Source organism: Ruminococcus sp. AF31-8BH (assembly GCF_003460605.1).
Lineage (GTDB): Bacteria > Bacillota > Clostridia > Lachnospirales > Lachnospiraceae > Blautia_A > Blautia_A acetigignens.
Map to the genome: position 1 here is coordinate 30,884 of NZ_QTVN01000016.1, position 17,977 is coordinate 48,860.

A 17,977-nucleotide genomic window follows, 5' to 3' on the forward strand; every position below is an offset into this window, starting at 1 on the left:
TTTTGCGATGGACAGAATAAAGGAACTGATTTCAAAAATGACGCTGGAAGAGAAGGCAAGTCTCTGCTCGGGCGCTGATAACTGGCATACGAAAGAAATCAAACGACTGAACATTCCGTCAGTTATGATGGTGGACGGCCCTCACGGACTGAGAAAGCAGGAAGGGGAAACGGATCATCTGGGATTGAATGAAAGTGTGAAGGCCGTTTGTTTCCCAGCAGCCTGTGCAACAGCCTCCAGCTTCGATGTTGACCTGATGGAACGGATGGGAGAGACGCTGGGAGCGGAGTGTCAGGCCGAGAATGTAAGCATGCTGCTTGGCCCGGCGGTGAATATTAAAAGGAGCCCGTTATGCGGGCGGAACTTTGAGTATCTGTCGGAGGATCCATATCTGGCAGGTAGGATGGCATCGGCATATATCCGCGGAGTACAGAGTCAGGGCGTGGGGACAAGCATTAAGCACTTCGCACTGAATAACCAGGAAACACTCCGTATGACGATATCTTCCGAGGTGTCAGAACGTGCGCTCAGGGAAATCTACCTGCCTGCGTTTGAGGAAGCGGTGAAAGAATCAGCTCCAAGAACCGTCATGTGTAGCTACAACAAAATAAATGGAGAATATGCTTCGGAAAACAGATATCTTCTGACAGATATCCTGAGAAAAGAATGGGGATACAAAGGCTGCGTCGTCAGTGACTGGGGCGCTGTAAATAACCGTGTGAAAGGACTGCAGGCCGGACTGGATCTGGAGATGCCTTATTCCGGAGGATACAATGACAGACAGATTGTGAAAGCAGTACAGGAGGGAAGACTGGACGAAGCTGTGCTGGATGAAGCGGTGGAGCGGGTATTGAATGTTGTATTTGCCGGTGAAGAGCAGCATTGTCCGGAAATTATATCTGATAAGGAAACAGATCATAAAAAAGCAGCGGATATTGAGACGGAATGTGCGGTCCTGCTAGAAAATAACGGTATACTTCCGTTGAATACAGACAGAAAGGTTGCCTATATAGGGGAATTTGCCGAAAAGCCGCGGTATCAGGGCGGCGGCTCCAGCCATATCAATCCGTTCAGGGTCGTTTCGGCATTAGATGCTGCCGGAGAAAAAGGGCGTAGCGTGACTTATGCAAAAGGATTTTCTATGGAAAATGACGCGATGACGGAACAAGAGCTAGAAAAAGCGCTTCGGACTGCTGCAGAAGCAGACGTCGCGGTGATCTTTGCCGGTCTGCCTGAGATATTTGAGTCGGAAGGGTATGACAGAACATCTATGAAGCTGCCCCAATGCCAGGACCGTCTGATCGAAGAAGTGTTGAAAGTACAGCCTAATGTTGTAGTTGTACTCCACAATGGAAGCCCGGTAGAACTGCCCTGGGCTGATAAAGTAAGCGCGATCCTTGAAATGTATCTCGGAGGTCAGGGCGTTGGCGAAGCCTGTGACTGGCTGTTATACGGAGAAGCGAATCCGTCCGGCAGGCTGGCGGAGACATTCCCGTACCGGCTGGAAGATAATCCGAGCTACCTTCATTTCCCAGGAAATGGAAAGCGGGTGTTATATGGTGAGGATATCTTTGTCGGGTACCGCTATTATGATACAAAGAAGGTTCCGGTGCGGTATGCATTCGGACATGGGCTGTCTTACACGGAATTTGCTTATGAGGACTTGAATTTGTCATCGGCTCAAATGACGGATGAGGATATCCTGACGGTCTCCTTCAAGGTGAAAAATACAGGAAAGACAGAAGGAAAAGAAGTCGTACAGCTGTACGTGGCTGACCTGTGCGGCATATCGGAGAGACCGGTCAAGGAATTGAAAGGATTTGCCAAAGTTCATCTCCTGCCGGGAGAGGAAAAAACGGTGTCGATGGAAATTTTGGCGAGGGATCTTTCCTATTATGAAGAACGTCTCGGGGACTGGTATGCGCCATCCGGAACATACCGGATCCTGATCGGCCATGCTTCTGATGACATCCGATTACATGCTGATATTGTATTTGAAACACAGAAAGAACTGCCCCTTCGCGTAGATTTCACAACAACGTTCGGAGAATTATTGGATCATACGAAAACCGCTCCCGTTATTACGGAACTGCTGGCTCCATTGGCAGCAGCAGCCGCATCAGCAGAAGGTATGAGTGACGAATACAAGAAGCTGGGAGAGCAAGTTATCCGGGAAATGCCGATGAAATCTCTGCTGGGACAGATGCCGGGAGAACAGGTGGAACAGCTGATCGGTCAGTTGAATTGCTTACTTGCACAATAGGATAATTGAGGAAGGATGTTCAAAAAATGAAAAAAGAACACGAAATTTTATTTGAACCATTTAAAATTGGAACGGTAATGATTAAAAACCGTTTTGTTTTGGAACCAATGGAAGGTACAAACATGATAGACTGCTTACCTATTTTTAAAATTGGTGAGGATATCTATGATTATTATGTGGAGCGTGCAAAGAATCATGTAGGTTTAATTATTCCCGGAATGGTTACTCTGCGTAGTATGGTGGGGAAACAGTGGCTTTATGAGCAGAAAGAAATATTCGAAGGACTAAAGCCGCTTTTAGCAGAAATTCATAGTTACGGTGCAAAAGTGTTTTTGCAGATTGGTGCAGGATGGGGACGAACATTTACCATGCCGCTGGCATTAAAGGAACTTTATGAAAAAGAGAAGGAAACCGGACAAAAGTCCATGTTTGACTGGGATAATCTTCTTGTAGCCCCTAGTGAACTGCCTAACCGTTGGCTTCCAGAAATTATACATAGACCACTGACGGAAGGAGAAATTCTTGAGTATGTGGATGCCTATGGTAAGACAGCCAAACTTTGTATGGAGACAGGGTTTGACGGTGTGGAAGTGCATGCCGTGCATGAAGGCTATCTGCTGGATCAGTTTACAACGAAGTATACGAATCGGAGAACAGATCAGTATGGGGGGACTTTTGATAACCGCTACAGGTTTGCGAAAGAAGTTGTAGAGGAGATTAAGCGACAGTGCGGTGACACATTCCCTGTATCCCTTCGGTATTCCGTAACCAGTAAGACAATCGGCTTTGGTATCGGGGCAGTTTATGGTGAGAAATTTACAGAAGCCGGCAGAGATCTTGAGGAAGGGCTGAAAGCCGCAAAATATCTTCAGGATGCAGGATATGACATGCTTAATGCGGACAATGGGACTTACGATTCATGGTACTGGGCGCATCCGCCTGTATATATGCCTTTAAACTGTAACATGGCGGAGGTGACACGATTAAAAGAAGTGGTAGAAATTCCTGTGGTATGTGCAGGAAGAATGCAGCCGGATGAAGCTTCAGCATCTATATCAGAAGGAAAACTGGATGCTATGGGAATCGGACGTCAGTTCCTGGCGGATCCGGAATATATTGTAAAACTGGAACAGGAGAAATTTAGCGACATTCTTCCTTGCATTGCATGTCATAATGCATGTCTTCCGATTTATCATTATGAAGGCGTTGGCTGTGAAATCGATGAAGAGGATGGAAAAACACAAGGGCATTGTGCGTTGAACCCTAGGACATTCTGTGAGCAGAAATATGATTTTGAGAAAAAAGCAGCTGTAACGAAAAGTATTGCGGTCATCGGCGGGGGTATCGCTGGGATGACTGTAGCCCGAATTGCGGCAATACGAGGTCATGAGGTAACTATTTATGAAAAGAGTGACCGGCTCTGTGGTGTGTTTAATGCTGCAGCAGCACCTGAATTCAAAGAAAAAGATAAAGAATTTATAAGATGGATTCAACAAGAAATAGAAAGCCTGCCGATTAAAGTGGAATACAACTGTGAAATTACAACTCTGGCTGAGCTGACAGAAGATGAAATTATCATTGCTACGGGCGCAAAACCTAGAAAGCTAGATGTTCCGGGACAGGAAAAAGCTATTGAAGCAACGGAATATCTGCTGGGGAGAAAAGTAGGAAAGGACGTCGCTGTAATCGGCGGAGGTTTGACGGGCTGCGAGATTGCCTATGACCTTGTGCTGAAAGGAAAACGACCGGTTATTGTGGAAATGGCAGACGATATTTTAAAGACCAAGGGACTCTGCATGGCAAACTCCAGTTGTATGAGAGACTTATTGCGGTATTATGAAGTTCCTATTTATAAAAACGCAAAGCTCTTAGAAATCATTGAAAATGGAATTGTTATTGAGACAGCGGAAAAGACAATACAGTTGGAATGCGACGACGTGATAATGAGCTGTGGTTATATGCCAGACACGAGGCTTGTTGACGGCGGAACACAACAGGGGAAAACGAATATTCATATAGTCGGCGATGTTAAAAAGGTTGGAAATTTGAAAACAGCAATCTGGGAGGCTTATGATTTAGCATTTTCTTTGTAAGATTAAACTCTTAAGCGGACAAAGAGGCTTTTAATATATTATAGAAACACTGCTATAAGAATTATTGATACCATTAGGCTGTCGATTTTTGAGGGATGTCATATACAGAATTATACTGACTAATATTAAGTTTTAATCGGTATTTCAATTTGTGTGATGTAATCATCAAAGGAGTCAATGAAGAGTTCATTGATTCCTTTTTCATATGCAAAATCGCAAAATGTAATACCATGCTTGTTGGGCCGGCTCTATCAAAGATGATAAGCCCTTTTTCCTGTCTCAGAAACCTGGATAGGACTTAGATTTCTTACCCAGTTTAAGATAGTTGACTTTGCTACGCCATATTCACTTGATAACTGAGGAAATGAGTAATTTCCTGTATTGTACAAATCCACAATTTGTTGCTTAAACTCTTGTGTGTACTTCTTTTGGTTTTTTGCCATGTTGAACAGCTCCTTTACATTATTATGATTATTATAGGCTATTCAACTTTTTATGTCTATGGTTATATACTAACACCAATAAAAGCCAAAAGAGAAGGCATAACAAGACAGGAAGCAATAGAAAAAATATTGGCATTACGGGAGAATGGTACATTGTAGTAGTTGAATTTGATATGTGAAAGGAAATGTAGGTATGAGAAAAAAGAACGATATAAAGGAGGAAAATGGGAAACTTCTTCTTTCAGTAAAAGAAACCTGTGAATTAACTGGGTTATCTGAAAAAACAGTTCGTACTATAATGGCTGAAAATGATTTCTGCGTCCGAATTGGGCGCAGAACACTTGTACACAGAAAAAAATTTGAACACTGGTTGGAGGAACAGGACACTTGAATATTTTTTTAGAACGTGTTAATATTCTGATGTACTTGAAATCTGGCCTGGAAAGGATGAATACAGTATGGGAAAATCTTTGAAAGGCAAAGAATTAGGAAGTGGACTTTCGCAAAGGAAGGACGGACGTTATCAAGCCAAATATTATATACCAGGTTCCCCGAAACCCAAATATTTATATGATAGAAATTTGGCAAAACTAAAGAAAAAACGTGATCTGGAAAAAGCAAAATACATTCTGGGTTATAATGATAAAGCGAAAAAATATAAAGTTTCTGAATGGTTTGATGTATGGATGAAACTTTACAAAATTGGGCGAATTAAAGCTAATACGGTTCGTGGATATGTAGATGGATTTGAGCGGGGTGCAGATTTTATTGGCGCTGTGAGGCTTGATTGCCTCACACCTTCTCATATCTACAATATGGTTGAAGGAATGCAAAACGATGGCTATGCGGAATCATCAGTTGTCCATACTTTATCAATTGTAAAGCAATTACTTCAAAGTGCGGTAGATAATCAAATGATTCCAATGAATCCCTGTAAAGGGATTGCAATAGAAAAATCCGAAAAAGTAACAGTTGATCCAATATTGGAGGATGAAAGCAAAATACTTCAACCAGAGGAAATTAAAACATTTCTTGATGCAGCAAAAAACACGAGATATTATGAACTATTTTATATTATTTTGAATACTGGAATGCGTATTGGCGAAATTACAGCACTTTGCTGGTCTGATATTGATTTTGAATGTCATCGAATTCGTGTATATAAAACACTGAATAGAACGACGATTTATTTTGATGAAGGAAAAAATCGATTAGAAAAACCAGAGTCAGTTAAACAGATAACGACGCCTAAGAAAAAGGCAAGTTATCGTTGGATTCCTATGACAGAGGGTGTTGAATTGGCATTTCACTCTTGGGAGAAAAAGCAGATTGCGGATAAAGAAAAAAGCGGATCATCATGGGGAAAGGAAAATCCTTTCCTCAAAGATTTTCCGGATCTGGTATTCACAACACAACCAGGAGGGGTTTTTCTTCCTCAATATGCAAACGCGGAATGTTCACGTATTATAAGCATAATTGAAAAAAAAGAGATCGAATTAGCTGAAAAAGAAAATAGGGAACCTCGTCTTTATGAGGTATATCCCCATAAATTTCGGCATACGTTCGTCACCAAACTGAATGAGTCTAATATGTCTCCATTTACGGTGAGTAAGATTGTGGGACATACAAGCGTAAATATGACGAACTATTATACACATCTGGAACAGGATTATGTGGCAGATGAATTTAGAAAATTTGCTGCAAAATACGATGAGGGAAAAGTTCCGGCGGTGCCAGAAAAAGAATAAAGGAAAATTATGAAGAATACTACTGATAACATACAAAATACTAACCGGGGGTCAAATGGGGGTCAAACTACTATTTCAGGTGCTTCAAACCCGCATAAATTAAGGGATTCAGCGCAAACCATGAAACTGTCGCCCATACTTGACCGGTGTTTTGTATAATTGATGGAAAAGATTAAAAACACTTGATTTTGCGGTATTTTTTGATTACTCGGAGACTTTTAAGAGTGGCACAAAATAGTAGTAAATAGCATGGTTTATTCTCAAAAACAGTGTAGTGTTCAGTGCAGTAAAACAACCTAGAAAAAATTTTTTAACACCAGATCTTGAGTACAGTTTGGTTATAAGAACATGAGAAGTGGGCCGGATTTTACATTTATTTATGTAAAGTTCGGTCCTTTTTGGACGCTAAAATAGAAAAATATTATTGTTACAGTTGCAACTTTAGAGTATAATAACAATATAGTCGAAGAACAGATTTGATATACTGTAGAAAGGGAGAATACCGTTGAACACAGAGATTAAAAATTCAATTCTTACGACAGATAAAGACGCACAATATGATGAAAGTGCGAAAAGGTTACTTGGTCAGAAAAGCATCCTGGACAAGCTATAACGATATTAAATGCGTTTATTCTATTTGGGTTTGTATGAATATGACTGAAAATAGTCTGGAACATATTCATCTAGTAAAAGAAAGCATTGTGAATTTACATGCCTGGAAGGGAAAACTTGATTTGATCAATATTGTAATGATTGGTCTATCGGAAGATATTCCTATTCATGAAGAAAAATATGAGTTACATAAATTACTGGGAGCTCTGTTGTCTCAGATCTATCTGTAGATGAAAAACTGGATATTATAGAAAATGAATATAAGATTCCGATTGAAAAAGATTTCAGAGAGGATGTGAGTGCCATATGTAATTTGAGTCAGAAAATTAAAGAAACTGGAATTGAAATTGGTAAACGAGAAATGATTATGAAAATGTGCGATAAAGGCTATACAATCGCTCAGATTGCTAATGTTGCAGGAATGGATGAAAAACAGATTGAAGATACTATAAAAAATGCTGAATTGCTATCAGTATAAAAGATTAAACATGACCTAAGCAAACAAATTATATTTTACAGAGTAGGAGCCTGGCGGGATGTTACAGTGAGCATCTCGCCACTTTATTTATTTGACATGGCTTGGCGAAATATCAGAAAATTCTGCGAGTAGAAGAAAATTAGTTAGAATTTATTACAAAATAATAGTGGGGAGTGAATAAAGAACACATATGAAGTTTAACATTGTAAGTAGAAATTGTGTGATGACCAATTCAGAAATCGTTTATTTGACAAATGATAATTGGAACGATTATTTTGAATATCGAACTATGTACCAAATGTATTATAAAAATCAACATATTGGTGGAGTACGAATTGGTAGGATTGGACAAACAGAAGATCGCCCAGATATTCCAGACGAATTTGAAACATTACCTACAGATTATTTTTCACTTGGTGTAAGTTTGGAATATTATAAAAATCTTAAAAGAGAAGGAATTCCACGTGTAGAAATTCTAATAGCATTGCATGATATAGCGTATGATTTGAAGTTATTGGAGACTGTTCGCGAGGAACGCGTTACTCAGCGCTCTCTTATGAGAGACTTTTCATATTATGCAGTCAAAGAACAGTTTCATAGAATTGCGGATGGTGGCGCTGTCCTGACAGATTATGATTTTAAATACATTTTGCCTGATAAAGACATTACTACTGGCGAAAATTTAGAGCTAGATTTTTATGTGGAGGGAGAGAATAATACCCCACCAAGTAATATTTATGTCCTTATAGGAAAAAATGGAATAGGGAAAACTACAATTATAAAAAAAATGCTTAAAACTTTATTATGTAATAATGATTTGCATACATATGGAGAATTCATTACTGGCTGGGGAGGAAACTTTTCAAATATTGTTAATATTTCTTTTAGTATGTTTGATGATCCCATTACTGAAGTTGATGTCTTTGACAAAATGATATTTTATAAGTATATTGGATTGATAGATGTACGTTATGAAAATGATATTCGGAAGCGAAATGTAAAATATGATCAATTGCCAGATATGTTTTTTGAAAGCTACTGGAATGTGATTAAAAGCATTACCAAAAATGAATTATGGAAACGCTCTGTTAAAATCCTAGAAACAGATTCGACGTTTAAAGAATTAGATATAGGATCTTGGATATCTCAAGAAAAAAGTAAGTTAGAGAAAATGATACTTGCAACAGAAAAGTCAATAGAAGAAAAAAATAATATTGAAAAGAATTTCTTTCGCGAAATTATTAATAATCAGTTTTCAAAGTTGAGTTCAGGACATAAAATTATTTTGTTAACGGTTGTAAATTTGGTTAATTTTGTAGAGGAAAAAACACTTGTAATCATGGATGAACCAGAAGAGCATTTACATCCACCGCTTGTATCAGCTTTTATTCGGGCATTATCAGAGTTAATGAGTTACAGAAATGGAGTTGCTATTATTGCAACCCATTCTCCTGTTATTGTGCAGGAAGTGCCTAGAAGATGCGTATGGAAAATTAGGGGACATGGGAAGTATCGAAAATTTGAACATCCAGAAATTGAAACTTTTGGAGAAAATCTGGGGGAAATAACTACAGAGATTTTTGGCTATGATGTTGGAAGCACTGGATTTCATACAATTCTAAAGAATGTTGCTAATAGGAAAAACTCATATGAAAAAGCTCTCAACGAGTTTCAAGGAGAACTTGGAAAAGAAGCCAAATCAATACTTCGAGCGTATATGTATGATAAGGAAAACACTTAATGAAAAAGTTAGAAAAGCCACAGTTTGATATGGAAACGATTATAGATAATTGTTTGGTTCATATGCAAAATCCTCGAAAAAAGAGAATCACATTAGTTAAGGAAAAAATAAAGAAAAAAACAGAAGAATATGATGAATTAGCTCAGCATGGACAATTGCATATAATACCTGAGCATGACACAATTGACAATATTGCAACTAAAGAAGATATGGAAGCTCTATATACGCAAAGATTTGTTCCGAAAAATCAACCGAATAGAGCATTTTATGATAAAATCTTAGCTTTGGCACCCTATGGAAAATGTCCTTATTGTCAACAAAATTTAGTAAAAACAGTGGATCATTTTTTGCCAAAATCAAAGTATGTTGCTTACACTGTTACACCTTATAATCTTATTCCAGCTTGTTCAGATTGTAATACTGGAAAGTTAGATTCAACATTTCATAATCGTGTAGAAGAGCCATTTCATCCATATTATGATAATTTTGATGACTGTGTGTGGCTGAAGGCAAAACTTATAGAAATGGAACCGGTTTCATTTCAATTTTATGCAGATCCACCAATTGATATATCTGAAGAGAAAAGACAGCGAATAAGTCATTCGTTTTCTGAACAAGGATTTTGCTTGAATAATATATATAAATTGCATGCAGCAGAAGAGTATTGCAGTCGGGAAACAAGATTAAAAGAATGTTTTCAAAAAGGAAAAAAGGAACTAGCTGTTGAAGTTTTACAAGATTTGATTAAAGATGAAAAATCCATTTCACTTAATTCATGGAAAACTGCGTTATATCAATCAATTATTGATAGTGAGTGGTACTGGAATGAATATTTGCCAGAAATATGTAAAGGAAAGGACTAATTTCAGCTATTTGTAAGGGAAGAAATAAAATTCAGATGAGGAAAGATAAAATGGAAAATTTTGAGATACTGCCAACAGAGGAAAATTTAATAAAAACATTGGAAGCGGATCTGCTGGGGCGAAATCAGCAATTATCATATTTTTATAATCTGTTGCTTGCGCAGAAGGGAGCAAGTACTATTGCGGTAGATGGAAAATGGGGAAGCGGAAAAACATTTTTTATAAAACAATCTACGATGGTGATTAATGCAAAAAACCCTGTAAGTATAATTGAAAAAGAAAAAAGAGAGAAGATACTATCAAAATTATTCTTGACTGAAAGTGATAATTATGATGATTGTAATCTTGCTATATATTATGATGCATGGGAAAATGATAATGATACAGATCCTATTGTGTCACTTGTATATGAAATCGCGAAGCAGTTGGGGATGACCTATACATTTGATCCTGATACAGATTTTTTAAATTGGGCGGTGCAGTTTTAGATGTTTTTAGTGGAAAAAATCTTAAGGGAATTATAGAAAATTTGAAGAGCGATAATCCACTCTCAAAATTCAAAGAACAAAAGGCGTTAGAAGAAAAATTGAAAGATTTTTTTTCAGAAGCATTGAATGAGCGTGGAAATCGATTAGTAGTTTTTATTGATGAATTGGATAGATGTAAACCCAGTTTTACAGTTCGATTATTAGAACAAATAAAACATTACATGCACGATGAGAGAATTACATACGTATTATCAATTAACACAGAGGAATTGCAGCATACAATAAAAAATTATTATGGAGATTCATTTGATGCGTGTAGATATTTAGATCGATTCTTTTATTTAAGAATTAACTTGCCTCCGGTTGACAAAAAGAAATTTTACATGAATATAGAGTTAAATGGAAGGTACTATTTAGAAATAATTTCTAGACGTATTATTGATGTTTATAATATGCAATTAAGAGAAATAACTCGTTTTTATCGGCAGGTACGAACTGCGGCCTATGTTCCTACACATGATGATGAAAAATGGAATTGTATATTTCCAGATGGAGAAGCTAGACAATTTATGTTATCTTGTATAGTTCCAATTATTATAGGATTGAAAATGGTAGATATATCAATGTATGAACAGTTTATTTCTGGAAAAAGTGGAAAACCTATGGTTGATATATTAAACACTAAAGAATTTAGTACTGGACTACTTTGTCGTTTCTTAAAAGAGGATGAATCTTTTTCTCAAATAGAAAAAAAGAAATTGATTACACCAGAAGAAAAAATTCTTGAGATTTATAATGCTATATTTGTAAATAAATATTCTGGCAATGATTACCAAAAAACAATAGGTAAATGTGAATTTGATGCTGATTCAAGAAAATTTGTTCTGGTGGCAGCAAGTATGTTATCTCAATATGCGAATTACGAAATATAAAGGTATAAGTATCAGATAAATTATATGTAGACCAGAGGGGCTAATCAATTAATGATTAGCCTCCTGCTCGGTGTCGATTTATTGGTTACTTTTCAGCTAGGTTATAAGCTTCCAGGGACCAAGGAGAATTCAACTCATTCAATCTCAATTCCAAAAAGAATTCACTTTCCGTTCCGCAATGTCTTTGGAAACGTTGCATTTTTTTGCAACATAGGAAACTGTGTCTGCGAAGGAACGGCCAAGTTCCTGTGAAAGTTCGACGATGCCTTTTACCTCTGAGGTGAATTTTTCACTTGTAACATAATCACGTAAAACTTCTTCCTGACTATATAAGGTTACCATAATATCAATGACCTCCTTTTCGTGATTTTCAAGATATTCTTTTAAAATATTTTTATCCTTACAAATACGAATAGTTTCTGTAATAGCTGTTTGCGTATTATTTTTATACAGGTTTCTTTGTTCATCAATGACCTTGGTAAATAAAACGTATTGGGTAATAATATCGTTGTTTTTACCGGTTATTAGAACCTTTACCTTTGCATCAATTGCAATTGGTTTTCCAGCAAAAAATTCTTCAGAAAGAGAAATTTCGGTTTTGCTAATTGTTTTGGAACCAGTATATAGAACATATAATTCTGGTTCTGGAAATTCCAATTTCGTCGAAGCGTAAACGCTTTGTTTGGAAGAAATAAAATAATCTTTCCAGGTCTGAGCCAGATACATAATACATCTGACAATAATATTTTCTGTCCAGGTTGACTGTGCTTCTACGAGAATCATTAAGCGGGAACCAACTTTAAATCCAAGATCATTATATGGGTTATTGGCCATTACCTGTTGGAGAGTGACATATTCCAGATCTGATTCCAAGACGGTAGTATCTTCAGGATGCAAAGCCTGGTAAAGTTGCAGCAGATATTCCTTATTTGAAAATAAATCTTCAAAAACACTGGCTTTTACAGTTTGTTTCATATAGTGATCAGATTCCTCATTTGTATGATTTTGAGTATTGGCTGAAAAGTTTATTTCGGCACCTTCTTTCAAGTTAAGTAACTGGATCTTTTTCAAAGTTATATTTTCTAATATTATATTATCATAATGGAAGCGGATTTACAATAAAGCTTAAACTCTAATTATGTCAAAAAATATCGGTCAGTTACTGCTCAGAAGTTAGCTGGACTTGAGAAAAACGAAGGTGCAGACTAATAATTGTCAAAGCCATCAGTTTTCTTATCTGAATATCCCGGACACTCTGTCCAATTATTCGCTGGTTCTCCCAGCCGCATCAAAACAAACATGCTCATGCATTGACAGAGATAATCGATACTTTCGAAACTCCTGAATGTTACAGCCTGCGCCTGTTTCCGCTTATAGCTTCTTAGACGCCTTTCGGCTTCATTATTAGTGGCAGGTACACGGGAATCATGCAGGAACATCAGATTGTTCTGCATATATTTCTCCATTCTCAGAAATAAGTTATACCCATCCCTGTAATACTTGTTTGCTGGAACGTTTCCGTATTCCGTTCTGACTGTTTCCAGTACCTCCCGGTACCTTTTTTCTAATTCAGAGATCTTTACCGGATCTGGTTCCAGAAATGGCTGGCATCCGTTGCAGAAATGAATCATATCCTGTAACAGCGAACGTATCTCTTTGTTCCAAGTGCGGTCAAGCTCATTATCTATACTGTCCTTTAGGTAACGCAGCACATGGGCAAGACATTCCTGGTGATCCGCTCCATAATTATAAACGGTAATATCATGGCCATGGACAAATTCCTTCTTTTGAGAGGTTTTAAATACATAGCTTTAGTTCTTTTGCTAAAGGAATTTTCCAGCTGCCATTACTATCTAATTGAATATAAACAATGCCAGAAATATCATTTGGTAATTCAATATCACCTTTGACTAATGCACACACATTATTTCTACCTAATTTACCAATTAAGTAACCATGTTCAAATACAACATTTTGTCTTGCCCTGGCCTTTTTTTCTTTCTTCTTCCCTTTTACATATCCCAAGTCGCAAGGGGTATATAAAACAATTCCAAATTCTACATCTGAGTATTTTTCAATTTTCTCTATAACTGTCATTCCACTGTTTACTTGTTCGTGCAAAATTATAGGCTCAAGTCCAATTTTTTCTATGAAGCGGGCAACTTCAAGCTTTACTTCATTATCGTGCCCATGAACAATAAAAATTTTTTTCTTTTTACTTGGAACAACAATATTATTAGAAACATTATCAGGAATACAAATTGTGCCATTATTGGTGCTACTAGATTCAATAATCAAGTTTTGAACGTTTATCGTTTTTTCATTTATAAACGTTTCAGGGGGGATTTCAATGCCAATTGATATGGTGTTCTGAATAGTTATGTTATTATCCATTTTCGTGTCCTTTCTGGGAAGCATACACAGCGGTCGTTATGATTGGACACCCATTGGCTTAGATTTTTAGTCTGGATAAGAAAAAAACACACAGACAAGGGGTGTCTACACAATCCGCTCATCAGACTTGCTGTTATCATGTAATTTACTGTCTAAGTGCTGAATTGTTATAAACTTCCACTGTCGTATGCATCCGACTTTGAGATATTATTAGTCTTCAAGGCAGGGCATGTTATAATGCATCTTTTAGAGAGTGTGTGGCATTGTGATATCTCATGTCCTTGTTCCCTTGAGGCAAGCTTATAATAATTCAAAATTATGTGCCTTAACAGGACATGGCATGGTAATTAAATTTTCATTCTTTACCTGCTTTTTTCGGGTATTTCATCGCTTAACAAGCTCCAAAATAATAAAAAACAGACATACCGTGAAGTAGTTATCTGTTTACCTAGGACACGGCATGTCCGATTTTTCAAAAATATTTTCAGTTTTTCTTAATATGATTTTGCTTTTGGGGTGATTTCTTTCTCTTTGTTAAGCTTGTGCATAGTATGGTTACTTATATATTTTCAGTTTAAATCACAGTACCTCAAGATATCGTAAGGATACAGAAAGTGAATATTTATCTCTTGGAAGATAATACCATGAATGGCACAACCACTGACTATAGGTAATTACTTACGCAGTTTTTAGCCCAACAGTTTTTCTAAAAACATTCATCATTGATTTCAGCATTTCTGTGTCCATTCCAGCTAAACTGCTTACATAAGAAATAGTCTCTGCTGGCATCAAATCTTCCAACGTACATTTGTAAACCTTACAGAAGCTAATAAGCTGTGTTAATGAACACATGACTTCTCCATTTTCATAACGCCGAATTTTTCTTGGATCGCAGTCAAAGATTTCAGCGACATCTTCTTGGGTTAGCGGGGTGTTAGCCCTCGCATTTTTTAGATTAGCACCGATTTCTTTTTTGAAATATGTACTATCATTCTGGGCGTTAAGTAGTTCACGGTATCTTTTCAGCTCATCATCCGATAACACTCACAACACCCCCGGACTCCAGACTGCTAAAAATAGCAGTAGAAGTCGGAGGAGTAGGAAGTGAAAGAAGCATCGAATCAGTTACACTGCCCGTATTACTTCTCCCTACATTTGTATTTCTGTTCAACCATGCAGCTCGTATCATCTCACTGACACGTTTTATTTTCAATTTTCTTAATTCACGCAGTTCTTTTCTGCGCTGCAGTAGTCTTTCGTATTCGTGGTAGAGTTCCTCTATGTTCAAATCATATTGAAAATAATCATAGAATAAACCAAATTGTGTTGAACGTTTTACTGTAACAGGCATACCGAATATAGTAGTATCAACAAAATCTGCCGTAACTACTATTGTTTTTTCGTAATCTGTCGTTGGAATGTAGGTAACAGAAATATTGCGCTCATTGTAATCTTGTAAAAAATTGCAGAAACATATACTGGTGAAAATACCAGAGAATAGTTTCGACATGTTTATTTTTGGCTCTTTTATATACCGACTAGCCCGTACATTTCCAGTAGCTAATATTGCAAAATTACGCAACTTTTTCTCATTCTTCTTTTCTTCTTCACGAATGATTGATTTGCTGATGGCATCAACAATCTTGGTCGAATCTAATTCTATTTGTATGCCATCCGGTTTTTTTATACTCACTGAAATAATAATCACCTCTTTTTTGAATATTCCGTTTATCCTCTACTTATAAACACCTCCTATTTTTGAATTTAAGGCCTTTAAAATTAGGTCATGCGAAGGAATAATTCGGTGTATTTATTATAACAGAAAATCTAAGCATACTAAAGAGGAAAGAGAATACACAATTTTATTTTAGGAAATATATCCATGGTTTAAAAATGGATTGCTGAAATAAGTTGGAAGATATATAATATTAGTAGAGTAAAAATTGTGAGATAACAGGAATTAGAAAATATGAAAAATCAACCGCTGAAACCATGGATAAAAGGAAATGAAAGTATAACACCAAATAATTTTTTTTCAAATGCATTGCCCAATTTAGAATATGGAGCTTGGATTTCTTTGGATATTGCAGTGGAATTGTATAAAGCGAATACTATAGATACGGGTTATTTAAAAAAGTCTTGGAATGAACATCATGAATATATAGAGCAAGTCTGTTTATTAACAGGTATCGATGAAGAAAACGGATATGATTTAGATAGGGAAGAAAAGTGGTGGGTGTTACAAGAAATAGGTGAACCTCCATTTGGCTGCTATAATATTTATTTTATTACTATTTATAATGAACATGAAGAAAAACTGGTATATATAGGAAAGACGGATTCTAAAAAAAGTCGATTTTCTAATGGTCATTTGGCAGCATTAAAATTACATAATCCCATTTATAATGGTTACAATAAGCGAGTATATTTTGGAACGGTTATGTTTCTAAGTGATGACAAGGAATATGTGCCACTTGAATTTATTTCGCCTTATAGTAGAGCTGAAAGGTATTTGAGCGAAATGGAAGCATATTTAATTGAAAGATTAAATCCGGAATTAAACAAAAAAAAGGAGCCATTGCATTTGTTAGAAAATCTGTCAAGTGTGCTGATTCAAAATTTTAGTGAAGAGAATGCGTTTATGAAGGATTTCTTTGTCTGATAGAATTGCTCTGAACATGAAAGGCTATTCACAAATAAGTTGCAAAGCAACTGAGTATGTACTGACTTCACCGAAGTTTACTTTGCAGTGCTTGAAATATTAGTAAAATCAAGGATATCTTATGCTGATATATAAAATGAGCATTGCGTAAATGGTATAGTTTATCGTATTTTTGCGCAAAATGAAAAATAAATCTATTCGGCAATGTTGATATAAGTTTAGCATTGGCTTTGTTGTGATTATATTTATATGGCGCAGTAAACTTTTGTGATAAAATTGAAATCTCAATAGTGTCTTATAATAATTTCTTTTTCTATTGAAAAAATCTTAAATAAATCCCAATTTTTTTTATTTTTTTACACATTTCGACAATTTTTTCCATTATTTATAATAGGAGAGTATAGTACCACTCTATAATTCAGAAACGGAGGAAGCGAAAATGTGGCATTTTTGGCTCTTTTTCTTGGCCTTGCTGGCAGTGGTTATTGTACTAATGTATTGCTGCCTTGTTAGAGCTGGAAAAATGGACGATGAGATGGATGAGGCATTTAGAAAACTAAATGAAAAAAGAAAGGATGAGACAAAGCTGTGGCAAGGGGAAGATCAGGAGTAATTTCAAAGGAGTATAAGGGGGAAGATAATACCGCATATCATGATGTAATAAAGTTATTTAAGATATACCGGGTGGTAAACTGGCAAATGCAAATTAAAATCAGCCAGGTAAAAAGAAGATTCCATATGGAGTATGGCACAGATGTGGATGAATTCTTAGACACCATTTATCAGGCTGGAATGGATGTGGAAAGAGATTTAGCATCCGAGAAAGAACGGGTAGAGGCAATCAGCCGATCAAACCAGTATCTACGTTTAATTGATGAAGCAGTCGATCTTATGCGAAGGTATCATCCGCAAGGCGAGCGATACTATTGGGTGCTCTATTACAGCTATCTATCCTCAACAAAACTGGAAAATGTAGAAGAAATATTAGATAAATTGGAGCCTCATTTTCCGCAATATACCAGAATCCATAGAACTACATACTTCCGTTGGAGAGAACAGGCTTTTGAAGCTGTTGGAAGCATATTATGGGGCTATGAAGGGGAAAGCGAGCGCATATTAAAACTGATATGCAAAGATTATGAAGAAAAATAACTATTTCAGAAATCCTATTGACACAGATTTTCCAAAATCACTATAGTGAAATTGCAGAGACGCATACAAGGCGTATAGTAATTTTACATTTGGTTTTGAAGGGAGAAA

At 36.6% G+C, this 17,977-nt stretch carries 19 protein-coding genes; 13 read left to right on the forward strand and 6 right to left on the reverse strand.

The annotated features are described in order from the left end of the window. The first annotated feature begins 7 nt into the window (after positions 1-7). Together DWZ38_RS17295 and DWZ38_RS17300 are read left to right on the forward strand one after the other, a co-directional pair. The gene (locus DWZ38_RS17295; RefSeq protein ID WP_117854334.1) at positions 8-2,263 is read left to right on the forward strand and encodes a glycoside hydrolase family 3 C-terminal domain-containing protein; all 2,256 of its coding nucleotides are present in this window, start codon (positions 8-10) and stop codon (positions 2,261-2,263) included. A 26-nt stretch (positions 2,264-2,289) separates the two neighbouring features. Beyond that, positions 2,290-4,356 carry an FAD-dependent oxidoreductase gene (locus DWZ38_RS17300; RefSeq protein ID WP_117854335.1) on the forward strand — a complete coding sequence of 689 codons (2,067 nt, stop codon included), beginning with the start codon at positions 2,290-2,292 and terminating at the stop codon, positions 4,354-4,356. Positions 4,357-4,607: 251 nt separating this feature from the next. On the opposite strand, the gene DWZ38_RS17305 is transcribed toward DWZ38_RS17300, so the two are convergent. Next, the gene (locus tag DWZ38_RS17305) at positions 4,608-4,799 is read right to left on the reverse strand and encodes a transposase (RefSeq protein ID WP_226818136.1); all 192 of its coding nucleotides are present in this window, start codon (positions 4,797-4,799) and stop codon (positions 4,608-4,610) included. Positions 4,800-4,992: 193 nt separating this feature from the next. On the opposite strand from DWZ38_RS17305, the gene DWZ38_RS17310 reads away from it, so the two are divergent. From DWZ38_RS17310 to DWZ38_RS17340, 8 genes are all read left to right on the forward strand, one after another. Beyond that, entirely contained in the window at positions 4,993-5,190 is a 198-nt protein-coding gene (locus DWZ38_RS17310; protein WP_117854336.1) for a helix-turn-helix domain-containing protein, read from the forward strand. A 67-nt stretch (positions 5,191-5,257) separates the two neighbouring features. Beyond that, the gene (locus DWZ38_RS17315) at positions 5,258-6,547 is read left to right on the forward strand and encodes a tyrosine-type recombinase/integrase (RefSeq protein ID WP_117854337.1); all 1,290 of its coding nucleotides are present in this window, start codon (positions 5,258-5,260) and stop codon (positions 6,545-6,547) included. Positions 6,548-7,104: 557 nt separating this feature from the next. Next, entirely contained in the window at positions 7,105-7,389 is a 285-nt protein-coding gene (locus DWZ38_RS22940; protein ID WP_243000337.1) for a hypothetical protein, read from the forward strand. 83 nt (positions 7,390-7,472) lie between these two features. Next, positions 7,473-7,637, forward strand: coding sequence for a hypothetical protein (locus DWZ38_RS22945; RefSeq protein ID WP_243000339.1), 165 nt, complete (start codon positions 7,473-7,475; stop codon positions 7,635-7,637). Between the two features lie 247 nt (positions 7,638-7,884). Further along, positions 7,885-9,378 carry an AAA family ATPase gene (locus DWZ38_RS17325; protein WP_178105363.1) on the forward strand — a complete coding sequence of 498 codons (1,494 nt, stop codon included), beginning with the start codon at positions 7,885-7,887 and terminating at the stop codon, positions 9,376-9,378. Next, complete coding sequence (locus DWZ38_RS17330; protein WP_117854339.1) at positions 9,378-10,241, forward strand: HNH endonuclease signature motif containing protein; 864 nt, start codon at positions 9,378-9,380, stop codon at positions 10,239-10,241. Before DWZ38_RS17325 ends, DWZ38_RS17330 begins: the two co-directional genes overlap by 1 nt. Before the next feature lie 50 nt (positions 10,242-10,291). Next, the gene (locus tag DWZ38_RS17335; protein ID WP_178105364.1) at positions 10,292-10,729 is read left to right on the forward strand and encodes a P-loop NTPase fold protein; all 438 of its coding nucleotides are present in this window, start codon (positions 10,292-10,294) and stop codon (positions 10,727-10,729) included. After that, the gene (locus DWZ38_RS17340) at positions 10,711-11,661 is read left to right on the forward strand and encodes a P-loop NTPase fold protein (RefSeq protein ID WP_117854341.1); all 951 of its coding nucleotides are present in this window, start codon (positions 10,711-10,713) and stop codon (positions 11,659-11,661) included. Before DWZ38_RS17335 ends, DWZ38_RS17340 begins: the two co-directional genes overlap by 19 nt. 144 nt (positions 11,662-11,805) lie before the next feature. On the opposite strand, the gene DWZ38_RS17345 is transcribed toward DWZ38_RS17340, so the two are convergent. The 5 genes from DWZ38_RS17345 to DWZ38_RS17365 form a co-directional block, all read right to left on the reverse strand. Next, the gene (locus tag DWZ38_RS17345) at positions 11,806-12,708 is read right to left on the reverse strand and encodes a hypothetical protein (RefSeq protein WP_177387976.1); all 903 of its coding nucleotides are present in this window, start codon (positions 12,706-12,708) and stop codon (positions 11,806-11,808) included. A gap of 158 nt (positions 12,709-12,866) precedes the next feature. Further along, positions 12,867-13,373, reverse strand: coding sequence for a transposase (locus DWZ38_RS17350; RefSeq protein ID WP_243000341.1), 507 nt, complete (start codon positions 13,371-13,373; stop codon positions 12,867-12,869). An 85-nt stretch (positions 13,374-13,458) separates the two neighbouring features. Beyond that, positions 13,459-14,055: a nucleotide-binding protein gene (locus DWZ38_RS17355; protein ID WP_226815536.1), complete on the reverse strand. Its 597-nt coding sequence runs from the start codon at positions 14,053-14,055 to the stop codon at positions 13,459-13,461. A gap of 678 nt (positions 14,056-14,733) precedes the next feature. Further along, positions 14,734-15,099, reverse strand: a complete 366-nt coding sequence (locus DWZ38_RS17360; protein WP_117854344.1) for a helix-turn-helix transcriptional regulator — start codon at positions 15,097-15,099, stop codon at positions 14,734-14,736. Continuing rightward, positions 15,086-15,748 carry a hypothetical protein gene (locus DWZ38_RS17365; protein WP_117854345.1) on the reverse strand — a complete coding sequence of 221 codons (663 nt, stop codon included), beginning with the start codon at positions 15,746-15,748 and terminating at the stop codon, positions 15,086-15,088. Before DWZ38_RS17365 ends, DWZ38_RS17360 begins: the two co-directional genes overlap by 14 nt. Before the next feature lie 276 nt (positions 15,749-16,024). Here DWZ38_RS17365 and DWZ38_RS17370 point away from each other — a divergent pair, with 276 nt between their 5' ends. From DWZ38_RS17370 to DWZ38_RS17375, 3 genes are all read left to right on the forward strand, one after another. After that, positions 16,025-16,717 (forward strand): hypothetical protein, encoded by a 693-nt coding sequence (locus tag DWZ38_RS17370; protein ID WP_117854346.1) that lies wholly within the window; start codon positions 16,025-16,027, stop codon positions 16,715-16,717. 439 nt (positions 16,718-17,156) lie between these two features. Continuing rightward, positions 17,157-17,330: a hypothetical protein gene (locus DWZ38_RS22335; RefSeq protein WP_178105365.1), complete on the forward strand. Its 174-nt coding sequence runs from the start codon at positions 17,157-17,159 to the stop codon at positions 17,328-17,330. Further along, a complete protein-coding gene (locus tag DWZ38_RS17375; protein ID WP_117854347.1) occupies positions 17,306-17,869 on the forward strand; it encodes a hypothetical protein in 564 nt (187 codons plus the stop codon). The genes DWZ38_RS22335 and DWZ38_RS17375 overlap by 25 nt, the downstream gene beginning before the upstream one ends. The last annotated feature ends 108 nt before the right edge of the window (positions 17,870-17,977 follow it).